This is a genomic window from Planotetraspora kaengkrachanensis (genome assembly GCF_016862895.1).
Taxonomy (GTDB): domain Bacteria; phylum Actinomycetota; class Actinomycetes; order Streptosporangiales; family Streptosporangiaceae; genus Planotetraspora; species Planotetraspora kaengkrachanensis.
Genome location: NZ_BONV01000003.1, coordinates 246,258 through 266,605 on the forward strand (window position 1 = coordinate 246,258; position 20,348 = coordinate 266,605).

General features: G+C 70.3%; 22 protein-coding genes and 1 pseudogene. 12 read left to right on the forward strand and 11 right to left on the reverse strand.

What is annotated here, in order from left to right; genetic code table 11:
• The first annotated feature begins 18 nt into the window (after positions 1-18).
• From Pka01_RS05760 to Pka01_RS05770, 4 genes are all read left to right on the forward strand, one after another.
• Positions 19-417, forward strand: a complete 399-nt coding sequence (locus Pka01_RS05760; RefSeq protein ID WP_203881537.1) for an SRPBCC family protein — start codon at positions 19-21, stop codon at positions 415-417.
• Between the two features lie 103 nt (positions 418-520).
• Positions 521-643: a hypothetical protein gene (locus tag Pka01_RS41160; protein WP_275414431.1), complete on the forward strand. Its 123-nt coding sequence runs from the start codon at positions 521-523 to the stop codon at positions 641-643.
• Positions 644-711: 68 nt separating this feature from the next.
• Positions 712-1,251 (forward strand): ClpX C4-type zinc finger protein, encoded by a 540-nt coding sequence (locus Pka01_RS05765; RefSeq protein ID WP_203881538.1) that lies wholly within the window; start codon positions 712-714, stop codon positions 1,249-1,251.
• 143 nt (positions 1,252-1,394) lie between these two features.
• Complete coding sequence (locus Pka01_RS05770) at positions 1,395-2,393, forward strand: alpha/beta hydrolase (protein ID WP_203881539.1); 999 nt, start codon at positions 1,395-1,397, stop codon at positions 2,391-2,393.
• A gap of 86 nt (positions 2,394-2,479) precedes the next feature.
• On the opposite strand, the gene egtD is transcribed toward Pka01_RS05770, so the two are convergent.
• The 4 genes from egtD to Pka01_RS05790 are packed head-to-tail and all read right to left on the reverse strand — an operon-like array spanning position 2,480 to position 6,583.
• Positions 2,480-3,439, reverse strand: a complete 960-nt coding sequence (gene egtD, locus Pka01_RS05775) for an L-histidine N(alpha)-methyltransferase (protein ID WP_203881540.1) — start codon at positions 3,437-3,439, stop codon at positions 2,480-2,482.
• 10 nt (positions 3,440-3,449) lie between these two features.
• Positions 3,450-4,157, reverse strand: a complete 708-nt coding sequence (egtC, locus tag Pka01_RS05780; protein ID WP_203881541.1) for an ergothioneine biosynthesis protein EgtC — start codon at positions 4,155-4,157, stop codon at positions 3,450-3,452.
• Positions 4,158-5,462, reverse strand: coding sequence for an ergothioneine biosynthesis protein EgtB (gene egtB / locus Pka01_RS05785; RefSeq protein WP_239114760.1), 1,305 nt, complete (start codon positions 5,460-5,462; stop codon positions 4,158-4,160).
• Complete coding sequence (locus Pka01_RS05790; protein WP_203881542.1) at positions 5,459-6,583, reverse strand: glutamate-cysteine ligase family protein; 1,125 nt, start codon at positions 6,581-6,583, stop codon at positions 5,459-5,461. The genes egtB and Pka01_RS05790 overlap by 4 nt, the downstream gene beginning before the upstream one ends.
• 224 nt (positions 6,584-6,807) lie before the next feature.
• On the opposite strand from Pka01_RS05790, the gene dapD reads away from it, so the two are divergent.
• From dapD to Pka01_RS05815, 5 genes are all read left to right on the forward strand, one after another.
• The gene (gene dapD, locus Pka01_RS05795; RefSeq protein WP_275414432.1) at positions 6,808-7,767 is read left to right on the forward strand and encodes a 2,3,4,5-tetrahydropyridine-2,6-dicarboxylate N-succinyltransferase; all 960 of its coding nucleotides are present in this window, start codon (positions 6,808-6,810) and stop codon (positions 7,765-7,767) included.
• 81 nt (positions 7,768-7,848) lie between these two features.
• Entirely contained in the window at positions 7,849-8,028 is a 180-nt protein-coding gene (locus Pka01_RS05800; protein WP_203881544.1) for a hypothetical protein, read from the forward strand.
• 110 nt (positions 8,029-8,138) lie between these two features.
• Positions 8,139-8,510 (forward strand): ArsR/SmtB family transcription factor, encoded by a 372-nt coding sequence (locus Pka01_RS05805; RefSeq protein WP_203881545.1) that lies wholly within the window; start codon positions 8,139-8,141, stop codon positions 8,508-8,510.
• Positions 8,503-9,519, forward strand: a complete 1,017-nt coding sequence (locus Pka01_RS05810; RefSeq protein WP_239114761.1) for a cation diffusion facilitator family transporter — start codon at positions 8,503-8,505, stop codon at positions 9,517-9,519. Before Pka01_RS05805 ends, Pka01_RS05810 begins: the two co-directional genes overlap by 8 nt.
• Positions 9,520-9,671: 152 nt before the next feature.
• Entirely contained in the window at positions 9,672-10,649 is a 978-nt protein-coding gene (locus Pka01_RS05815) for a malate dehydrogenase (protein WP_203881546.1), read from the forward strand.
• 93 nt (positions 10,650-10,742) lie between these two features.
• On the opposite strand, the pseudogene Pka01_RS41535 reads toward Pka01_RS05815, so the two are convergent.
• The 5 genes and pseudogenes from Pka01_RS41535 to Pka01_RS05840 all read right to left on the reverse strand — a co-directional run.
• Positions 10,743-11,315 (reverse strand): annotated as a pseudogene (locus Pka01_RS41535) (DUF998 domain-containing protein); the annotation flags it as partial.
• Positions 11,316-11,387: 72 nt separating this feature from the next.
• Entirely contained in the window at positions 11,388-13,076 is a 1,689-nt protein-coding gene (locus Pka01_RS05825) for an alpha-amylase family protein (RefSeq protein ID WP_203881547.1), read from the reverse strand.
• A 134-nt stretch (positions 13,077-13,210) separates the two neighbouring features.
• Positions 13,211-13,414 carry a cold-shock protein gene (locus Pka01_RS05830; protein ID WP_203881548.1) on the reverse strand — a complete coding sequence of 68 codons (204 nt, stop codon included), beginning with the start codon at positions 13,412-13,414 and terminating at the stop codon, positions 13,211-13,213.
• A gap of 204 nt (positions 13,415-13,618) precedes the next feature.
• Complete coding sequence (locus tag Pka01_RS05835; protein ID WP_203881549.1) at positions 13,619-14,527, reverse strand: phosphotransferase enzyme family protein; 909 nt, start codon at positions 14,525-14,527, stop codon at positions 13,619-13,621.
• Positions 14,528-14,534: 7 nt separating this feature from the next.
• Entirely contained in the window at positions 14,535-15,977 is a 1,443-nt protein-coding gene (locus Pka01_RS05840; protein ID WP_203881550.1) for a helix-turn-helix domain-containing protein, read from the reverse strand.
• A gap of 240 nt (positions 15,978-16,217) precedes the next feature.
• Between Pka01_RS05840 and Pka01_RS05845 the strand changes: the two genes are divergently transcribed.
• Entirely contained in the window at positions 16,218-16,502 is a 285-nt protein-coding gene (locus Pka01_RS05845; RefSeq protein ID WP_203881551.1) for a hypothetical protein, read from the forward strand.
• A 13-nt stretch (positions 16,503-16,515) separates the two neighbouring features.
• On the opposite strand, the gene Pka01_RS05850 is transcribed toward Pka01_RS05845, so the two are convergent.
• Positions 16,516-17,232: a DUF427 domain-containing protein gene (locus Pka01_RS05850; protein WP_203881552.1), complete on the reverse strand. Its 717-nt coding sequence runs from the start codon at positions 17,230-17,232 to the stop codon at positions 16,516-16,518.
• Positions 17,233-17,366: 134 nt separating this feature from the next.
• Here Pka01_RS05850 and cysS point away from each other — a divergent pair, with 134 nt between their 5' ends.
• Positions 17,367-18,719, forward strand: a complete 1,353-nt coding sequence (gene cysS, locus Pka01_RS05855; RefSeq protein ID WP_203881553.1) for a cysteine--tRNA ligase — start codon at positions 17,367-17,369, stop codon at positions 18,717-18,719.
• 54 nt (positions 18,720-18,773) lie between these two features.
• A complete protein-coding gene (locus Pka01_RS05860; protein WP_203881554.1) occupies positions 18,774-19,700 on the forward strand; it encodes a nucleoside hydrolase in 927 nt (308 codons plus the stop codon).
• Positions 19,701-19,720: 20 nt separating this feature from the next.
• Here Pka01_RS05860 and Pka01_RS05865 read toward each other — a convergent pair whose 3' ends face one another.
• On the reverse strand, positions 19,721-20,338 hold the full coding sequence (locus Pka01_RS05865) for a TetR/AcrR family transcriptional regulator (protein ID WP_203881555.1): 618 nt from the start codon (positions 20,336-20,338) through the stop codon (positions 19,721-19,723).
• Positions 20,339-20,348: the final 10 nt, after the last annotated feature.

The following is a 20,348-nucleotide window of genomic DNA, read 5'->3' on the forward strand; positions in this document are numbered from 1 at the left end:
TTCGGCATGATGGCGGGCATGGCTTCGCAATCCAGGCACATCAGTGAGCAGATCGACCGGCCCGCGGACGAGGTCTACGAGTACGCGTCGAATCCGGCGAACATCCCGGAGTGGGCGCCGGGGCTCGGCAGCGCGGTGGAGAACGTCGGCGGGCGGTGGTTCGTGGAGACCGGCGGGGGCCGCGTGGGCGTCGCCTTCGCGGAGCGCAACGCCTTCGGCGTCCTCGACCACGAGGTCACGATGCCCTCGGGCGAGGTAGTCCACAATCCGATGCGGGTGTTCCCCGACGGGGACGGCTGCGAGGTGGTGTTCACCGTCCGCCGTCTCCCCGGCATGAGCGACGAGGACTTCGCCCGCGACGCCGGCCTCGTCCAGGCCGACCTCACCCGGATGAAGCACATCCTCGAAGCCGGCTGAATCGAGCTTCCACCGACGGGTGCGGTCACGCCTGCCCACTTGCGTCAAGGAGCACTAGACGACAAACCTCGGCGGCCTGGGCACTCCGGAGGAGCGCACCCGGTTGCGCACGGCCCTGCACATGGTCCACGCAGGCCGGGCCCTGCCGGAAGAGGAGCAGACGATCGTCCGCGCCGCGATCGCCCGGGTCGGCGCGGCCGCCGCCTCCCCCGCCTCCCCCGCATGACACCCGGGCCCACCGGCAGGCGCCAGGATCCGTGCGCGGCTCCCGAGTGTCTAACTAACCTGGACGGCATGGCTCTCGACGAGGAATTGCTGCTCCGGGCACGTCAGGCCGGCACCCGGTGGACCGAGGCGCAGGACCATGCCGAACAGGCCAAGAACGCCTACCACCAGGCCGTCCGGCGCCTCCACCTGAGCGGGTCGTCGTTGCACGAGATCGCCGAGGCGCTCGACATCAGCCACCAGCGGGTCCACCAGATCATCGAGGCCACCGGCGGCACGGCCGGCTGGAGATCCCGCAGGAAGCCCGCCGACCCGGCGTGCGGCTTCTGCGGGGCCGGCAAGACGGAGGTCAACCGGCTCGTCGCGGGACCCGCCGTGTTCATCTGCGACGCCTGCGTCTCACTCGCCTGCCGGGTCGTCGACGACGCCGGGCGGCCGGACGCGCCGCGCGCCCATCTGGAACTCGTGGCCCTGCCGAGCGCGCTGTCGTGCTCCTTCTGCAACAAGCCCGCCACGGATGTCACTGCACTCGTGACCGGCGGAGGAGTCCGCATCTGCGACGGCTGCGCGCGGTTCGGCGAGGAGATCATCGCCGCGCAGGCGGGGTGACCCCGGCCGTACTCGACCCGGCGCAGTCGCCGGCTCCGGCCGCGTTGCAGCATGGATCCACCGCGTGGAACCGCCACGCGGAGATCGACGCACCAGATCGACGCACCAGATCGACGCACCAGATCGACGCACCAGGAGGTCCGATGACCGTTCCGCCCTCCCCGCCGTACGACGAGCGCCTGACTCCTCCCCCGTTCGATCCCGAACTGGCCGTCGCCCTGGCGACCATGGCGGACGGCGTCCCGCCCGCTCTGCTGCCGGAGATGATCCCCGACCTGCAGGGCGCCACCGCCCTGATGCGACCGTCGGACGACGACCTCCGCCGCGGGGGCGCCTTCGAGATCGAGGAGCGCACCGTGCCGGGGCCGGAGGGCGCGCCGGACGTCTCGCTGCTCATCTGCCGGCCCACCGGGGTCACGGGCCCGGTCCCCGCCGTGTACCACATCCACGGCGGCGGCATGATCATGGGAGACAACCGGACCGGGATCGAGCTCATCCTGGAGATGGCGCAGGAACTGCGGCTCGCCGTGGTCTCGGTGGAGTACCGCCTGGCGCCCCGGCATCCGCACCCGGCCCCGGTGGAGGACTGCTACGCCGGTCTGGTCTGGACGGCGGAGCACGCGGAGGAGATCGGCGTCGACCGGGACCGGATCGTCGTCGGCGGTGGAAGCGCGGGAGGCGGTCTGTCCGCGGCCGTCGTGCTGCTCGCCCGTGACCGCGGCGGCCCCACGCCGGCCGGGCAGCTGCTGGCCTGCCCGATGCTCGACGACCGCAACGACACCGTGTCCAGCCGGCAGATGGCCGGCCTGGGCGTGTGGGACAGGACGTCGAACGACACCGGATGGACGGCGTTGCTCGGGGAACGGCGAGGCGGCCCCGATGTCTCCCCCTATGCGGCGCCCGCCCGCGCGCAGGACCTGTCCCGGCTGCCGCCGGCCTTCATCGACGTGGGTTCCGCCGAGACGTTCCGGGACGAGGACGTCGCGTACGCCACCCGTATATGGCAGGCGGGCGGCCAGGCGGAGCTCCACGTGTGGCCGGGCGGATTCCACGGTTTCGACGCGATGGTGCCCCAGGCGGCGATCTCCCAGGCGGCCCGTGCCGCCCGGGTCGACTGGCTGCGCCGCTTGCTGGCGCGCTGACCACGAGCCGGCTGATCACGAGCCGGCTGATCACGCTCGGGCCGAACGCGCCGACCACGAGCAGGCCCCACACCGCGCCCTGGCCGTCAGCGACCGGCCAGGGTGAGGGCGAAGTCACCCGCGGGGTCGGTGTAGTAGCGCACGACGTCGAACCCCGCGGCGGCCAGTTCGCGCCGCACGTCCTCCTCGCGGAACTTGGCACTGATCTCGGTGCGCATCTCCTCGCCTGCCTCGAAGGCGAGGGAAAGCCCGAGGCGGCCCAGCCGTACGGACATGGCCCGCGTCGCCCTGAGGCGCATCTCGATCCAGGCGTTGTCCTCGTCGTACCGGGCGACGTGCTCGAACGCGTCCGGCTCGAAGTCGCCGTCCAGCTCACGGTTGATGACATGGAGCACGTTGCGGTTGAACGCGGCCGTCACCCCCCGCCCGTCGTCGTAGGCCGCGACCAGCCGCCGGACGTCCTTCACCAGGTCGGTGCCGAGCAGCAGGGTGTCGCCCGGCCTGAGGGTGGCGCGCAGTTCCTTGAGGAACAGCTCGCGGGCCGCAGGGGGCAGGTTCCCGATCGTCCCGCCGAGGAAGGCGACCATCCGCCGGCCCTCCCTCGGCAGCAGGGACAGGTGGTGCTCGAAGTCGGCCCGGACCGGCTGTACGGCGAGGCGGGGATAGCGGGTCGCGAGCCGCGCGGCGGCGGCCTCCAGGGTGACCGCGTCGACGTCCACGGGCATGTAGGTCCGCAACGTGCCCGAGGCGGACAGCGCGTCGAGCAGCAGGACGGTCTTCTCGCTGGTGCCGGATCCGAGCTCGACCAGCGTGTCCGCCCCGCTGTGCACGGCCATGCCGGGTGCGTGCCGGCGCAGGATCTCGAGCTCCCTGCGGGTCGGGTAGTACTCGGCGAGCCGGGTGATCCGCGAGAAGAGGTCGCTGCCGGTCGCGTCGTAGAACCACTTGGGCGGCAGCCACTTGGGCGAGGAGGTCAGCCCGGTGCGCACGTCGTTCTCCAGCGCCTGCCGCAGATAGTCTCCGTCGAGGTGGTCGATCAGCGCCATGTGTCGCTCCTCAGTGGATCGGTGTCACGAGCACGCCGTCGGGGGACGCGAGCAGGAGGTTGCGATCGGGTACGGCCTGCCATCCGGGGCGGTCGTCGAGCGGCTCGCTGGCGATGAGCACGCCCTGACCCAGATGGGCGAACAGAGTGTCACCCCAGGTCGTGGCGGCCAGCTCGGCTCCCCCGCTGACGAGGAAGTTGAGCCGGGCCCCGGGGTCGGCCTCCGCGACGGACCTGACGACCATGGGCAGCGCCTGGGCGACCGGCATCCCCTCACGGAGCCGCGTGAACACGGCGGAGGCGAGCCACGCCGAGTCGCACGCGCTCTCCGAGCCCGCCGCCATCAGGGCGACGGCCTCCCGCCGGACCCGGCCGTTGTGGCTGAGCAGCCAGACGCCGTCCGAGAACGGGGCGGTGGCCGACTCCTCGATGGGCATTCCCACGGTCGCGGACCGGACGGCCGCCATGAGACACGAGGAGCGCGCGACGTCGGCGATGCCGGGCAGGTTGGCGTCCGCCCAGATCGGGATCGACCTGCGGTAGCGGACCGGCTCGAGACGGGACGGGTCATACCATCCCACCCCGAATCCGTCGGCGTTGACGCTCCCGAACCGCTGCATCCGCGGCGCGTACGCCTGCGGGAGCAGCCCGTGCTCAGGCTCGAAGATCAGCGAGGCCAGGCTGCGCGGCGGCCCCAGCCAGGCCGCGTGGCGGCACATCTAGTCCTCCGAGCGGGCGCACCGGAACCCGGAGAAGATCTGCCTCCGGACCGGATAGTCCCAGTTGCGGAACGTGCTCCGGACGGCGGAGGGGTGGGTGGCCCAGGAGCCGCCGCGCAGCACCCGGTGCTCCTGGCCGAAGAAGACCTCGCTGTACTCCTTGTACGGGAAGCTCCGGAAGCCCGGGTAGGGCCCGAACCAGGAGTCGGTCCACTCCCAGACATCCCCGATGAGCTGCTCCACCCCGTACGGGCTCGCGCCCTGGGGGAAGGCGCCGATCGGAGCGGGACGCGCCGCCAGGTGGCCGAGGTTCGCCTGGTCGAGCGTGGGGTCGGCGTCGCCCCACGGATAGGTGCGCCCGCCGCAGGCCTTCTCCCACTCGGCCTCGGTCGGCAACCGCCTGCCCGCCCACCGGGCGTAGGCGTCGGCCTCGTACCAGGAGACGTGCTGGACCGGCTCGTCCGGGGGCACCGGCTCCTCCCGTCCGAACCTGGTGCGCCACCAGGCGTCGCCGTCCCTCGTCCAGAAGAGGGGGGCGCGGACGCCCTTCGTCTCCACCCACTCCCACCCCTTGGGCGTCCACCAGCGCGGATCGTCGTAGCCGCCCGCGGCGACGAACTCCGCGTAGGCGCCGTTGCTCACGGGGAACCGGTCGATCCAGTAGCCCGGCAGGTGCAGGCGGTGGGCGGGCCGCTCGTTGTCGTACGCCCAGGGTGCGGCGCCGGCCCCCATCGTGAAGATCCCGCCGGGGATGTGAACCTCGGGGGACGCGCCGAGGTTCGGGGAGCGGCGGGGCGGCAGGTCGCCCTCGCGGACCAGCCCCGGCTGCCTGGACAGCTGCAGGGTGGCGAGCATGGTCTCGTCATGCTGGTGCTCGTGCTGCACGACCAGCCCGAAGACGAACCCCCGCGCCCGCAGCGGGTCCGAGTCGTCGAGGTCGATCTTGTCCAGCACGTCGAGCACCCGACCTCGCACTCCGGCGATGTAGCTCCTGGCCTCGCCGGGCCCCAGGAGCGGCAGGCTGGGCCGGTCGCCGCGGGTGTGCGTGAAGGCGTCGTAAAGATCGTCGATCTCCGGCCGGAGCGGGGTGATCCCGCCGACCTCGCGCAGCACCCACAGTTCCTCGTAGTTGCCGACGTGGGCGAGGTCCCACACGAGAGGGGACATCAGAGGCGAGTGCTGGCTTACGAGCACGGCGTCGTCGATGTCGGTGTAGGCCAGGGAGCGGTCGCGCACGGCGGCCAGCTCGGCGGCGATCTTCTCTTTGAGGGTGGTCACGTCAGGGACCTTGATGGAATCGCTCACGCGTACATCTCCTCCATCAGATCGACGGCCGGCGAGCGACCGGGCTCGATGTGTCTGGCGACGAAGGCGCGGACCCTGGCCGTCAGCCAGGGCTCGGCTCCCAGCCGGGGAAGCGCCTCGGCCGCCGCGAGGAAACACGTAGCGGCGGCCGCGCGCAGAGCGGGGTCGGCGAGACCGAAGCGGGCCGCCTGCACCCAGTTGTCCCTCACCGGCGCGGCGGCTTCGAGCGCGACGGCGGCCGCGCGGTCGTCCATGAGCAGGGCGCTCACGACGGCGGCGCAGACCGGCCACTCGTCGGCTCCCTGGGCGTCGAGGTAGCGGATCTCGAGCCAGCCTCGTGGCCGTACGGGCGGGAAGAGGGTGGTCGCGTGGTAGGCGACGTCGGCCTCCTCAGGCGGCCGCCCGGCCACCACCTCGAAGTCGCGGAACACCGAACCGGCCGGCACGGGGCGGAAGCCGTCACCGTCCTTGATCATCATGAGGCCGGCGTTCAGCAGATAGCCGGCCCAGTCTCCGGCCGGGTCGCCGCCCGCCGCCGCCGAGGCGGTCCTGGTCGGGTCCAGGTTGAACCACACCGCCTGGCGGCCCGACATCCACCCGTCGGCGGGCGAGTTGGCGAACGCCGCGAGGAGGACCGGACCGAGTTCGTGCGCACGGGCCCAGCGCTCCGCGGGGTCGGCGCCTAAATCCACGTTGACCTGGATCGAGGCCGTCGAGCACATCATCGCGACCCCGTACGGCACGCCGAGGTAGGCCGCCATGGCGTCATAGCGCGGCTCGTGGAGCTGGCGGATCGGCTGCCGCAGGCGGTCGAGGCCCGACGCCCCCAGGGTCAGGCCCGCGCCGGCCAGCGCGAGCCGTACGGCGTCGACGTCGGCGACGAGATCGGCGACGGCCTGCGCGAGCGGAGCCGGCGGAGCCGAGAGTTCGAGCTGCCCGCCCGGTTCGAACGTGACCCGGCTGCCGCCCGGCAGCTGCGGGAGGGCGGCCGCCGTCCGGGCGATGGGGACGTGCCTGGCGGGGACCTTCGCGTCGAAGACGAGGAACTCCAGCTCGACGCCGACCCGGTCGGTGGTGGCGCCGCGGAAGCACTTCCGGGCGTACGCCTGCACGTCGGTCATTCGCCCCTCCATCGGCGTCCACGCGGATCGCACGACTCCGCGAATGGCGCAGAACCTTCCGGGGAACGAGTTCTCCCCAGAGCTCGTGCGAACTAACATGAAATGCCATAAAACCGGGGGATTTAGCGGGAAAATTTGAGCAGTTCGTCCGCCGTCCGTCCCCAGGCGGCTCCGCCCCCGGCTCTCACCTGGCGATGCCGGTAGCGTTGGGTGCCATGACAGCTATGGACCCCACAACCTCGGGCGCCCACGGAATCGGCGTCGCGACGATCGCGGCCGACGGCACCGTCCTCGACACGTGGTACCCCTCCCCCACACTGGGCGAGCCGCCCGTCAGCGGAACGGAGCGCCTCGCGGTGGCCGGTCTCGACGAGGACCTGGCCGCGCTCCTGGGGCCGGACCCCGCCCGCGGCGTCGAGGTCGTGGCGGTGCGCACCGGGATCGCCGACCTTTCCGCGCCTCCGGTCGACGCCCATGACGCGTACCTGCGGCTCCATCTGCTGTCCGCCCGCCTCGTGCGCCCCCACGGCCTCAACCTGGACGGGGTCTTCGGACTGTTGTCCAACGTCGTGTGGACCAACCACGGCCCGTGCGTGGTCGAGGGTTTCGAGGCCGTACGGCTCCGCCTGCGCGCCCGCGGCCCCGTGACCGTCTACGGGGTGGACAAGTTCCCCCGGATGGTCGACTACGTGCTGCCCGCGGGGGTCCGCATCGCCGACGCCGACCGCGTACGGCTCGGCGCGCATCTGGCGAGCGGCACCACCGTCATGCACGAGGGTTTCGTCAACTTCAACGCCGGCACCGTCGGCGCCTCGATGGTCGAGGGCAGGATCTCGGCCGGGGTCGTCGTCGGCGACGGCTCGGACGTCGGCGGCGGCGCCTCGATCATGGGCACCCTGTCCGGCGGCGGCAAGGAGATCATCTCGGTCGGCGAGCGGTGCCTCCTGGGCGCCAACTCGGGGATCGGCATCTCCCTCGGCGACGACTGCGTGGTCGAGGCCGGCCTCTACGTCACCGCGGGCACCAAGGTCACCCTGCCCGGCGGGGAGATCGTGAAGGGCAGGGAACTGTCCGGCAAGAGCGGGCTCCTGCTGCGCCGCAACTCCACGACCGGTGCGGTCGAGGCGGTCCACCGGGCAGGGACGGGCATCGAGCTGAACTCCGCGCTCCACGCCAACGACTGACCCCTGAGATGTCCCTGAGGCGCCCCTGAACTTGGCCTCCCGCCCTGTGATCGCGGGGCGGGGGGCGCTTACGGTGAAGACATGGGACGCATTCTCCTCATCGCAGCGGCGGTCATCGTCGGCTTCTTCCTGCTCGGTTCGATCATCGGCCTCATCTTCGGTGCGCTGAAGTGGCTACTGATCATCGGCGCCGTCGCGCTGATCGTGTCCGTCGTCGTCAAGCTGACCCGCTCCGGCGGAAGCCGCGACCACTACGCCTGACCCGATCATCGCGGGGGCCGGCCGTGGCGCCGCGGCCGGCCGGGCCCGACGGCGCTCGCAGTACGGGAGCCGCCGGGCCAATCACCCATTAGGCGCATACCATCGCTCATATGAGCACCTCTTCACACGCACGGGTGGTCGACGCCGACCGGGTGAGCGCCGTCATGGCGTCGCTCCCCCCTGAGCCGGCGATCGAGGGCCTGGCCCAGGTGTTCGGGCTCCTGTCCGACCCCGGGCGGCTCCGGCTGATGGCCGCGCTCCTCGAAGGCGGGGAGATGTGCGTCTGCGACCTCGCGGCGGCGTGCGGCCAGAGCGAGTCGGCCGTCTCCCACGCGCTGCGGCTGCTCAGGCTCAACCGCGTCGTGAAGGTACGGCGGTCGGGCCGGATGGCGTACTACCGGCTGGCCGACTCCCACGTCCGGATGCTCTTCGACCTCGGCCTTGCCCACGTGACCCACGACGAGGCCGGTTCCCGTGACTGACCAGCGGGCCGGCCAGGATCACGGCGTCTGGCTCGACCAGGAACCCGGCCACCGGGAACACGGGCACGGCCACGGGCACGGGCACGCCGTGCGCGCGGACGCCGACCGGCGGCCCCTCCTCGGCGCTCTGCTCCTGATCCTCGGCTTCATGGCGGCCGAGGTGGTGACCGGCCTGGTGGCCGGCTCCCTGGCGCTGCTCTCCGACGCCGGCCACATGCTGACCGACGCCGCCGCGATCGGGCTGGCGCTCGTCGCCATGAGGATCGCCGCCCGTCCCGCCAAGGGCGGCTTCACCTACGGGCTCAAGCGCGTGGAGATCATCAGCGCGCAGATCAACGGCATCACGCTGCTGCTGCTCACGGTGTTCTTCGTCGCGGAGGGCGTGCACCGGCTGGTGTCGCCGCCCGTGGTCGAGGGCCTGCTCGTGACCGTGACCGGTCTCGTGGGCATCGTCGTCAACGTGGTCGCGGCCTGGCTCATCAGCAAGGCCAACCGGTCGAGTCTCAACGTCGAGGGCGCCTTCCAGCACATACTCAGCGATCTCTACGCGTTCATCGCCACGGCGGTGGCGGGTCTCGTGGTCTGGCTCACCGGCTGGGCCCGTGCGGACGCCATCGCCGCACTGGTCGTGGCCGCCCTGATGGCCAAGGCGGGCTGGGGCCTGGTCCGCGACTCCGGCCGCGTCTTCCTCGAGGCCGCGCCCCCAGGCATGTCGCCCGACGAGGTCGGCGCGCGGATGGCGGCGACGGAGCACGTCGTCGAGGTGCACGACCTGCACATCTGGACGGTCACCTCGGGCTACGCGGCTCTGTCCGCGCACGTGCTCGTCGCCCCCGGCTCCGACTGCCATGCCGTACGGCAGGCCACCGAGGCCATGCTGCACGACACGTACGGCATCGAGCACACGACGCTCCAGGTGGACCACGCCTCTCCCGGACTCCTGATGATCGGCGAGGACGGCCCGCACTGCCGGGATCCGCACGGCCCCTCCCACCCCGGCGCCACATAACGCCGGAGCCGCTTGACGGGGGACTGGATCAGCTTCTGGAACCGCGGCCTCGACGGGCCCCGGCCCGGCGCGCTGAGGGCACCTCAGCACCGCCTGCGGGGCTCCGGGCGAGTAGCATCCGTGAGTCACACTTATCGCGAATGGGGATCGTCATGACCGTCAAAGTGACCGTCACCGGCGCGGCCGGCCAGATCGGTTACGCGCTGCTCTTCCGCATCGCCTCAGGCCAGCTCCTGGGCGCCGACACCCCGGTGACGCTGAGCCTGCTGGAGATCCCTCAGGCGGTCAAGGCCGCCGAGGGCACCGCGATGGAGCTCGACGACTGCGCGTTCCCGCTGCTGCGGGGCATCGAGATCTCCGACGACCCGGCCAAGGCCTTCGACGGCGCCAACATCGCGCTGCTCGTCGGCGCCCGGCCGCGCACGGCGGGCATGGAGCGGGGCGACCTCCTCCAGGCCAACGGCGGCATCTTCGGCCCCCAGGGCAAGGCGATCAACGACCACGCGGCCGACGACATCCGCGTCCTGGTCGTCGGCAACCCGGCCAACACCAACGCCCTCATCGCCCAGTCGGCGGCGCCCGACGTCCCCGCCGAGCGGTTCACCGCGATGACGCGCCTCGACCACAACCGGGCGCTCTCGCAGCTGTCCGCCAAGCTGCGCGTCCCGGTCTCCGAGATCAAGAAGATGACGATCTGGGGCAACCACTCCGCCACGCAGTACCCGGACCTCTTCCACGCCGAGGTCGGCGGCAAGATCGCCGCCGAGCAGGTCGACGAGGAGTGGCTGCGCGACACCTTCATCCCGACGGTGGCCAAGCGCGGTGCGGCGATCATCGAGGCCCGCGGCGCATCCTCCGCCGCGTCGGCCGCCAACGCCGCGATCGACCACGTCCACGACTGGGTGAACGGCACGCCCGAGGGCGACTGGACCTCGGCCGCCATCCCCTCCGACGGCTCGTACGGCGTGGCCGAGGGCATCATCTCCTCGTTCCCCGTCGTGTCGAGGAACGGCCGCTGGGAGATCGTCCAGGGTCTGGAGATCGACGCGTTCTCCCGGGGCCGCATCGACGCCTCGGTGCGCGAACTGGTCGAGGAGCGGGACGCCGTCAAGGAGCTCGGCCTGATCTGACCGCCGCCGCCCGGCCGCCACGCGGGCGGGCAGCAGCGCCATCGCGATCAGCCCGGTCACGTCGGAGAACACGGTGAGGCGCTGGGTCAGTCCCGCGGGGATCATCCCGAGGTCCTGGCCCAGCGTCTTGGCGACGTACGGCGCGAGCACCAGTGCGGCCAGCGCCAGCGTGACCACGCTGATCACCCGGATCAGGCGTGAGCCGGCGACCCGGGAGAGGATCAGTCCCGCGACCGGCACGCTGACGAAGGCGACGGCCGCCGCGTATCGGTGGATCCCCCCGGACATCGACAGGGACAACCCCGGCCTGTCCGTGGGGAATCCCGCCACCAGCAGCAGACAGCAACTCCACAGCCCGGTCAGCAACGCCGCCCGGCGGTCCAGCCGCGCCAGCCTGAGGGCCGTCAGAACCGAGCCGCACGCGAGCAGAACCAGCGAGGCGGGCAGCAGCCAGCCGTACGGCGCGAAGACGAACTGACTGATCACGTCGTGCAGGGGGTCGAGCCCTGACACGAGGTGCAGGAGCACCATGCCGAGGCTGCCCGCGCCGATCAGCGCGTGGGACGCGACCCGGGTGAGATCCGCCGGCGGCCCGGCGAACGCCCGGCCCCTTCCGCGTCGTGCGACGTCATACGGGTTTCCAGCGAAGGTAAAAGTGATCCCCATGGCTCATCACTGTGGCCGCGGGGAGGACGCCGGCCCATCGGAGATCCACCGGACCGGCCCCTGAGGCTCCCCCTAGGAAGAACCCGCGGAGTCGGCGGGGGCGGTCTCGGGGGTGGACACGCGGAACCAGCGGCATCCGTACCTGCCGAGGCGGAACCGCGCACGTCCCTCGCCGGAGATCTCCACGGTCCCGTCCACGAGGAGATCGGTGAGCACCTTGGACGAGTCGAGGCCGTCGAGGACGACCTCGGCCTCCGTCTCCCGCTCGCTGAAGTTGTGCACGGCGAGGACCGTCTCCCCCTCGGCGTCGGCCCGGTGGGCAAGCACCGAGCGGGCCCCGCAGTCGAGCACGGAGTATTCGCCCCAGGCGAGCTCGGGACAGTCCCGGTAGTGCCGGATGAGCCGGGTGATCCAGAGCAGCAGGGAGTCCGGGTCGCGCTCCTGGGCGCTGACGTTGACGCGTTCGGGGCCGTAGTCCCCCGAAGGCATGGCGTTGTGGATCTTCGAGGGGGCGGCCGTGCTGAAGCCGCCGTTGCGGTTGGGGGTCCACTGCATCGGCGTGCGGACGGCCTGCCGGCCCTCCAGAGCGAGGTTCTCCCCCATGCCGATCTCCTCCCCGTAGAACAGGACGGGGGTTCCGGGCAGGGAGAACAGCAGGCTGTAGACCATCTTGATCCGCTCGAGGTCGCCTCCGAGCATGGTGGGCAGGCGCCGGCGCAGGCCCCGGCCGTAGAGCTGCATGTCCTCGTCCGCGCCGAAGGCCGCGAAGACCTCCTGACGCTCGGAGTCGCTGAGCTTGTCCAGCGTCAGCTCGTCGTGGTTGCGCACGAAGGTCGCCCAGTGGGCGTCCCTGGGCGGCCGGGGACGCTCCCCGAGTGCCGCCGCGAGCGGCCCGGCGTCGCCGCGCGCCAGTGAGAGGTACATGTTCTGCATGCCGATGAAGTCGAAGCACATCGTGATCTGGTTGCCGAGCGCGTCGCCGAAATACTTCACCAGGTCGTCGTAGGGCAGGTTGACCTCGCCCAGCAGGGCGGCCCCGCCGTCCCTGCGGTTCAGGAAGGCCCGCAGGTCGGCGAAGAACTCGTGCGGGTCGGGGAGCCTGTCTCCGCCGGAGTCTGCGACCTGCTCCACCAGGAACGGCACGGCGTCGACGCGGAAGCCGGACAGGCCGAGTTCCATCCAGAATCCGAGGATCCGCGCGATCTCGTCACGCACCTCCGGGTTGGAGGTGTTGAGATCCGGCTGGAAGCGGTAGAACCGGTGGAAGTAATACTGGCCCGTCTTCTCGTCGAACTCCCACAGGCTGTTCTCCTTGTCGGGGAACACCACTCCCTCGGGGTCGTCGGGCTCGGGTTCGTCGGACCAGATGTACCAGTCGCGATACCGCGAGTCCCGGCCCGATCGGGCGTCCACGAACCACGGGTGCCGGTCGGAGGTGTGGTTCACGACGAGGTCGGCGATCACCCGGATGCCCCGGTCCCTGGCGACGCGCATGAACTCCACGAAGTCGCCGAGCGTGCCCAGTCGCGGGTCGACCGCGTAGAAATCGGTGATGTCGTAGCCGTCGTCACGGTCAGGGGTGGGGAAAAACGGCATCAGCCAGATGCACGTCACGCCCAGCCGGTCGAGATGGTCGATTCGTTGGACGGCCCCGCGGAAATCCCCGATACCGTCGCCGTTTCCGTCGGCATATGTCTCGACATCAAGACAGTAAACGACCGCGTTCTTCCACCACAGGTCCGATGTGACGCTCAGCCTCATGGAGATGGCGACTTCCCGGCAAAAAGCCGGTAAAACATCCGGAACCCGCGCCGCCCATGCGACGCGGGTCCGGATTTTTCGATATGCCGCGCTCATGAAGCGCGAGCCACGGCGTTTGGACTTCTCTTCTGAGCCTAGAGGGGCGTGACCTGCTCGGCCTGCGGACCCTTGGCCCCCTGAACGGTCACAAAACTGACGCGCTGGTTCTCGTCCAGGCTTCGGTAACCACTCGAGGTGATCGCCGAGTAGTGAACGAACACGTCAGGTGTACCGTCGTCAGGAGCGATGAACCCGAAGCCCTTTTCGGCGTTGAACCACTTGACGGTGCCTTCAGACAACTGCTTCTCCTTTACGGGAGCCTCACCATGTCACCAGGTCGGAGACACGGGGCTGCTCAGCGGACCTTACCCTGCATCCGCGTATGACGCTGGAAAAGCAAGCAAGCACGCCCGCTGCCGGGTGATTCCCCAGTAAACACGTTCTAGGAAATCACCGCCGCAACAACAACAGCCTATCCGGAGAGTACCCGGATCGCCGAATACCTATGCGGGCGATGCCATGTACCATCTCGCGTGGCCGTCACCCCGGGTCAACGAGTCGAGCCTGCGGGGAAGTTCCTGCCGGGAGAACGGGTCTCCAAGGGCGTTGCGAATGTGGATTCCCACCGCGTACATGTCCCGGACCTCCATCAGAGTGCCGTACCCGGGCCATTGCCGCAGGTCGGCGCCGTACGCCCGGGCGAACTCCTCGACGTCGGCGGCGGACAGCCCGAATCGGCGCTGCCCGTGGTAGGTGTGCACGAGGTCCCATTCGCGGGGGCCGACCGCGACCCCGTCCCAGTCGAGCAGCACGACGTTGCCGTCCTGGCAGCGCAGCAGGTTGTCGATCCACGCGTCGCCGTGCAGCAGGACGGGAGGGCCGGTCTCCAGGTCGCCCCAGCGCCCGGTGAGCTCCTCGATCCGGTCGCCGAGCCAGGCCCGCTGCCCCGCGGTCAGCACCTCCGCCCGGTGCTCGACGGCGTGACGCACCTCCGCGAGCGGGTCGGTGAGCCGGCGCAGCGGCATGGGGGGCACGGGCTCGCGGTGCAGGTTCCGCAGGACCCTGCCGAGTTCCTGGGTGGTGGGCCGGCCCTTGGACCGCACGTACCGCCAGAAGGTCACCACCCTGTCGTCGTACACGATCGGCTGGCCCGGGATCTCGTCCACCGGGCGCACGGTCGGGAAACCCCGGTCGGCGAGCCAGCGTGCGACCGCCAGCACCACGGGCAGCCGCGTCAGGGCGTCGGGGGCCGTGGCGATCCGCACGACCATGTCGCCGCGCAGCTTGAACACCGCGTTGCTGCGCAACCGCATGAGCTGGGCGCCCCGGGAGTCCACCCCCAGTTCGCCGCACACCTCACGCAGAAGGCCGAACGCCTCCTCGGCGAGCGAGAGGCGGCCTGCGGCCCTCATCGCCGCCTCACAGCACGCTGTCCAGGGCGAGCCGCGGTGAGGACTCGGACAGGACCCGCCGCAGGTGCCGTACGGACGGCAGAGTCGGGTCGATGTCGGCCAGCAGCGCCTTCGCGCGGGTGACGACGATCGAGGTGCGATGCTCGGCCGGCACCTGTCTCAACGCGTCGGCCGCGATCCTGCACGCCTCCTCGTGGTCCCCGTGCCTGGCCAGCTGGCTGGCCTGGTCGAGCTGGATGAGGGCCGGGTCGATCGTGTGGAAGCCGGAGGAGGACCCGTCGAGGCCGTCGAAGTCCTCGGCGTCGCCCAGTTCGATCAGCGTCCCGGTCCGGTAGAACTTCATGCGCTTCTCGGTGAAGACGAAGGCCAGGTCGTCCTGGCTCATGCCGCGCATCCTGGCGAAGATCTGCTCGGCCTCGGCCAGGGCGAGCCTGGCCGCCTTGCTCTCCCCCATCCGGGCGAGCGCCCGGGCCTCGGCGGCCGCGGCGAGCGCGGCGGGAGAGCTCGGGGCGGACCCCGCGAGCATCCGGGCCTCCCTGGCCAGCCGGACGGTCTCGTTGAGATCGCCGTAGTAGTAGAGCAGCATCGTCTGCTGCGCGCGGACGAGGGCGCGCAACCTCAGGTCCCCCACGTCGTCGGAGGCCGCGCGGGCTGTGCCGTACCAGGAGTGGGCCTGGCGGGTGTCGCCCAGCTTCATCAGCGCGTCCGCCGACAGCAGGGCGAGCATCGTCGTGGCGGTCAGCAGGCGGCGCTGGACCGAGGACGGCTGGCGGGCGGCGCTCAGCTTCCTGACGTCGGAGATCTCCAGCATGACGCGGCACAACATGGGCATCGGGGGCGTGGTCATGTACTCGCGGCGGTAGCGCAGCACCTGCTCGTCGAGCCTGTCGAGCTGGTCCTCGGTCACCGACCCGGCGGCCAGCGTCCTGTCGAGGTCGTGCCGGGTGCCCTCGACCTCGGCGAAGAACCGGCCGTTGGGCGTGCCGAGGAGCATGGCCTGGTGGAACATCGCCCGCCGCTCGGCGTCGTCGCCGGTCTCGTCCGGATGGACGGTCTCTTCGGCCGCGCCGGGACCGACGACGACGACCTTCTGCCCGCCCTGGTCCTCGCAGTAGTCGCCCGCGAGGCCGAGCCGTACGGCGTTGGCCCGGTACAGCCGGGCCAGCAGGTCGATGGTCTGGGGACGGGGTCGCGCCCGGTTGTTCTCCCAGGCGTTCAGCAGGTCGATGCTGGCGCGGGGCAGCCCGAGGGACTGCCGCTCGCAGAGGAACTCCAGCTCCTCGATCGCCTGCCTGGCCGACCACCCGCGGCCGAGGCGGTGCGCCTTGAGCAGGCTCACCCCGCAACATCCGTGGATCGCCTGGACGGTCTGCCAGAGCGTCCACTGGCGGCCTTCCGCCTGCTCACGCCAGCGCCGGGCGCATGCGGGTGAATGCTCTCCACGGGCCATGTGCGCTGCCCTCCGCGGTTGGAGTGTCGCCCTGCACGAATGTTTCCCAAATGTAAAGCGAGGTGCACCCGAGCCTTCGCACCGTTACCCGTTCGTGGCCGCGGACTCGAGGATGTTCCACGGAATGTCGATGAATTCCCTGGTTATTGCACGGTTTCGCGGAACGGCGCGGATTGCCCGGTGGTCCGGTCGGGTTCAGGCTTCCAGGTGAAAGGTGCCGACATCCTCCGGAGACCGACCATGACGCCAGATCGCAGTGAGGCGATGGACCATTTGGAGCGGCTCGCCGCCCAGCTGGAGGCCCATTCGTTCCAGGTACGCCTGACGGCGCCGGCCGGGCTGTATCCCCGGCTGCGCGTGGTCAACCCGATGGTCCCCGCCATGGCCGAGGACGTGCTCGCGTCCAACGCCAACGACGGCGAGTGGTGGTACTGGCTGTCGTGGGCCGGTCGCATCGGGCACGCCTCCGACGTCGTCACCGCAGCCGAGCGCATCGCGAGCGTGCTGCACGTCATCCGCCGCTGAGCCGCCTGGCCGGTCACCGCTGCTCGAGGACGCCGTCCACGTAGATGTCCAGCTTCTCGTTGTAGAACGAGACGAGGCCGGCGATCTTCTGACTCTCGGGCAGTGGCGTCCGATACGACCAGACGAGGTCCTTGTCCGCACCGATCGACCAGTACTCGGCGGTGCCCTTGTACGGGCAGTGGGTCGCCGTGTCGGACCGGGTCAGCAGGTCGAGCCGCACATCGGTCTTCGGCAGGTAGTAGCGCGGCCGTAACCCCGTCTCGAACAGGATCCGCGCGCGCCTCGAGTCGGCGACCGTGACCCCGCCCACCTCCACCCGGATGTGCCGTGAGCTCGGGAGGATGTCCACCCGCGTGTACGGATCACGGGCGTGGAAGAAGACCTCCTCGTCCTCCTCGAACCAGCTGTCCATGGAATCCCAGTCGAGCCGGACGTGCCCGCGGATCTCCTTCAGCGGGGCGTCGTCCCCGTAGAGGAGGGCCGCGTCCCTCCGCTCCCCCACGTCGTGGAGGAGGCCGTCACCCCGGCTGGGAGAGTGCCTGGTCCCGCCGGTCGCCTTGAGCGAGTCCGTGTCGACGTCGCCGGCCGGGAAGTAGTAGGTCGGGTAGTGCGGGCTCTCCCAGACCAGGAGGGCGTGGGTGCTGTCGGCCACCGGCCGGCCGTCCACGAAGGCCCGCACGCGCTTGGCCGTCGTCTCGACGCGGACGCGGCCTCGATTCGTCGTCTCCATGTCAACGCGAACCACAAGGCTCCGTCCGCTTATTCCCCCTTCCGCACGTCTCACAATGCGTATTCCGCGTTGTGCGCCGCGTGCCCGCGCAGCGCTATCGACAGCGAGCGGATTAGTCGCTTACCCTCGGATGGGTGGGTCTTCGCCTTTACGACACGAGTCGTCGCATGGTCCGCGATTTCACTCCTCGAATTCCCGGAATGGTGTCGATTTACCTGTGCGGCCCCACCGTGGTCGTTCCCCCGCATGTCGGGCAGATCAGGTCACAGGTGAGTTTTGACATTCTTCACCGCTGGTTGAAAACCACCGGCCACAAAGTACTGCTATGCCGGAACGTCACGGACATCGAAGACAAGATAATCAGCAGGTCCCTTTCCGAGGGGACGCCGTGGTGGCGGATCACCGGTCCCGTCTACCGCTCCTTCGCCCGCGCCTACACCACGCTCGGCTGCCTTCCGCCCAGCGTGGAGCCCCGGGCCACCGGCCACATCCCCGAGATGATCGAGATGATCGAGCAACTCGTCGCCACCGGCCACGCCTACGAGTCGGAAGGCGACGTCTATTTCTCGGTCGACTCCTATCCCCATTACGGGTCGCTCTCGCGGCAGCAGGCGCAGCACATGCGCGGGTCCGAGGAAAACGAACGGGGAAAACGGGACCCCCGTGATTTCGCCCTGTGGAAACGCGCCAGACCGGGCGAGCCCTTCTGGTCGGCGCCCTGGGGAGAAGGACGGCCCGGATGGCATCTGGAATGTTCGGCCATGGCCCGGAGATATCTGGGCGGAGAATTCGACATCCACGGCGGCGGAGCCAATCTGATATTTCCCCACCATGAGAACGAAATGGCCCAGTCGCACGCGGCGGGAGACGCGTTCGCGCGTTTCTGGCTGCACAACGGGCCGGTCACCCACCGCGGCGAGAAAATCCGCAAGCACGTGCGCAACCCGCTCGCCGTCCGGGCCGTCCTGGATCACATTCGGCCGGTGGAACTCCGCTATTACCTGGCCGTCGCCCACTATCGCTCACCGGTCGAATTCTCTGTCGGGGCGGTCGAGGAGGCGGCCACGGCCTACCGCAGGATCGAGCGGTTCGTGCTCCGCGTCGGTTCGGCCGTCGGCTCGCTTCCGCCGCAGTTCAGCGCGGCCATGGACAGCGACCTGAACGTGTCGCAGGCGCTGGCCGTCGTCCACTCGGCGGTCGGAGCGGGCAACGCCGCACTCGCCGCGGGAGACCGCGAGGGGGCCGCGGAGAAATGCCGTTCCGTGCGGGCGATGCTGAATGTCCTCGGGCTCGACCCGATGAACGAGATCTGGTCGTCGCAATCGCGCCTGCAGGATGTCGCGGAAGCCGTACTCGCCGTGGTGGCGAATCTCGCCGCGTCGAGCGCCCGCCAGGGAGATCACGAGCGTGCCCGGATCATGGAGCGTCAGATGGAGATCGCCTTGAGAAAGCGCCGCAGAATCAAGCACCCCACGCTTATCAGATAGATCAACGGGCGGCCGGAGAGGAGTCTCCGCCGGCCTCCGGTCTACGCTGCCCGGGTGAAGAGGATCCTGATCGACTGCGACCCGGGCATAGACGACGCGCTGGCCATCACCCTCGCCCATGGCAGCTCCCAGGTGGAGATCATCGGGATCACCACGGTCGGAGGCAACGTCTCCCTGGCGAAGACGACGGAGAACGCGCTGCGACTGCGCGAGTTCCTCGGATTTCCCGAGGTTCCCGTCGTCCCAGGCAGCGCGGGCGCCCTGTTACGGCCCAGGATCGACGCGGCGGAGGTGCACGGGGACTCGGGCCTCGGGCAGGTGCGGCTGCCTGCGCCGACGCTTCCCCCCGCGGACGGCCACGCGGTCGACTTCATCATCGACACGCTGGCGTCCGCCCCCGGAGAGATCTCGCTCGTCGCCATCGGCCCGCTGACCAACGTGGCGCTGGCCGTCCGCAAGGAGCCCAGGATCGTGGACTGGGCGCGCGAGTTCGTCATCCTCGGCGGCTCCTACACCCGGGGCAACTACAGCCCGGCGGCCGAGTTCAACATCGTCGCCGATCCCGAGGCCGCGGCCATCGTGTTCGCCGCGGGCTGGACCGTCACCATGATCGGCCTCGACGTCAGCCGCACCGCGCTCGCGACCACCGCCGTCGTGGACCGGATGCGGCAGATGGGACGGCTGGGCGCCGACCTGCTCGTCCCGTGCGCCGAGTTCTACGGGATGGTCACGGCGGACGACGGGCCCGCCATCCACGACGCCTGCGCGATCGCCTACCTCATCGACCCGACCCTGATCGAGATCCAGCAGGCCGTGGTCGAGGTCGAGACCGCCGGGCGGTTCACCTCGGGGATGACCGTGGTGGACTTCCATCTGCGCGACAGGGCCCCCAACGCGCTCGTCGGCACCGCGATCGACACCCGCCGCTTCTGGGATCTCATGCTCGGCGCCTACGAGCGGATCGCCGCGACCATGGCGTGAGCCGTCCAGCCAGGTCCGCCCTATCCGGGCAGCAGGGCGTGCGCCAACTGGTCGGCGGCCCACCCCTCCCATTCCGCCGCCGTCCACCCGCACTCACGGGTCAGCACGAGGAACAGTTCCGGCGACAACAAGGCGACGGCGACGTCGACCGCCCGGCGCTCGCTCAGGCCGTGCCGTACGGCGTGCAGGCCGGTGAGGACGGCGATGAACGCCCCGTGGGCGGCACGGCGCCGGGCGCTGTCGTCCGCCCACTGGGCCGCCATGTCGGGATCGCCCGGCGCGGCGTCGCGAACCACCGTGAGGACGGGGGCCACCCGGTCGAGGACGGCGCCGCTCTCCCGCACCCAGAGACGTATCGCCGTGGCGGGATCCGCCGGCTCCCTGAGCGCGGCGAACGAGGGGCGGTCGAGCAGTGGCCCCGGTTCGCCGTCACCGGCAGAGGCGGCGTCGACGACGCGTCTGAGCAGCCTGCTCTTGCTTCCGTAGTGGAAGTAGACCGTCTGGACGGAGACGCCCGCCGCGTCGGCCACGGCCTGGAAGGTGGTCCCGGCGTACCCGTTCTCGATGAACAGCGCGTGCGCCGCTTCGACAATCTTGTTCTTCGTCTGTTCGGAGCGCTGTCCCTTGCCTCCGGTCATCTGTTTAGAG

Bases quoted from the DNA above. Each gene is read 5' to 3' on its own strand.
- Pka01_RS05760 (WP_203881537.1), top strand. From the start codon at position 19: ATGGCTTCGCAATCCAGGCACATCAGTGAGCAGATCGACCGGCCCGCG.
- Pka01_RS05765 (WP_203881538.1), top strand. From the start codon at position 712: ATGGCTCTCGACGAGGAATTGCTGCTCCGGGCACGTCAGGCCGGCACC.
- Pka01_RS05770 (WP_203881539.1), top strand. From the start codon at position 1,395: ATGACCGTTCCGCCCTCCCCGCCGTACGACGAGCGCCTGACTCCTCCC.
- egtD (WP_203881540.1), bottom strand. From the start codon at position 3,439: ATGGCGCTGATCGACCACCTCGACGGAGACTATCTGCGGCAGGCGCTG.
- egtC (WP_203881541.1), bottom strand. From the start codon at position 4,157: ATGTGCCGCCACGCGGCCTGGCTGGGGCCGCCGCGCAGCCTGGCCTCG.
- Pka01_RS05790 (WP_203881542.1), bottom strand. From the start codon at position 6,583: ATGACCGACGTGCAGGCGTACGCCCGGAAGTGCTTCCGCGGCGCCACC.
- dapD (WP_275414432.1), top strand. From the start codon at position 6,808: ATGGACCCCACAACCTCGGGCGCCCACGGAATCGGCGTCGCGACGATC.
- Pka01_RS05800 (WP_203881544.1), top strand. From the start codon at position 7,849: ATGGGACGCATTCTCCTCATCGCAGCGGCGGTCATCGTCGGCTTCTTC.
- Pka01_RS05805 (WP_203881545.1), top strand. From the start codon at position 8,139: ATGAGCACCTCTTCACACGCACGGGTGGTCGACGCCGACCGGGTGAGC.
- Pka01_RS05815 (WP_203881546.1), top strand. From the start codon at position 9,672: ATGACCGTCAAAGTGACCGTCACCGGCGCGGCCGGCCAGATCGGTTAC.
- Pka01_RS05825 (WP_203881547.1), bottom strand. From the start codon at position 13,076: ATGAGGCTGAGCGTCACATCGGACCTGTGGTGGAAGAACGCGGTCGTT.
- Pka01_RS05835 (WP_203881549.1), bottom strand. From the start codon at position 14,527: ATGAGGGCCGCAGGCCGCCTCTCGCTCGCCGAGGAGGCGTTCGGCCTT.
- Pka01_RS05840 (WP_203881550.1), bottom strand. From the start codon at position 15,977: ATGGCCCGTGGAGAGCATTCACCCGCATGCGCCCGGCGCTGGCGTGAG.
- Pka01_RS05845 (WP_203881551.1), top strand. From the start codon at position 16,218: ATGACGCCAGATCGCAGTGAGGCGATGGACCATTTGGAGCGGCTCGCC.
- Pka01_RS05850 (WP_203881552.1), bottom strand. From the start codon at position 17,232: ATGGAGACGACGAATCGAGGCCGCGTCCGCGTCGAGACGACGGCCAAG.
- Pka01_RS05865 (WP_203881555.1), bottom strand. From the start codon at position 20,338: ATGACCGGAGGCAAGGGACAGCGCTCCGAACAGACGAAGAACAAGATT.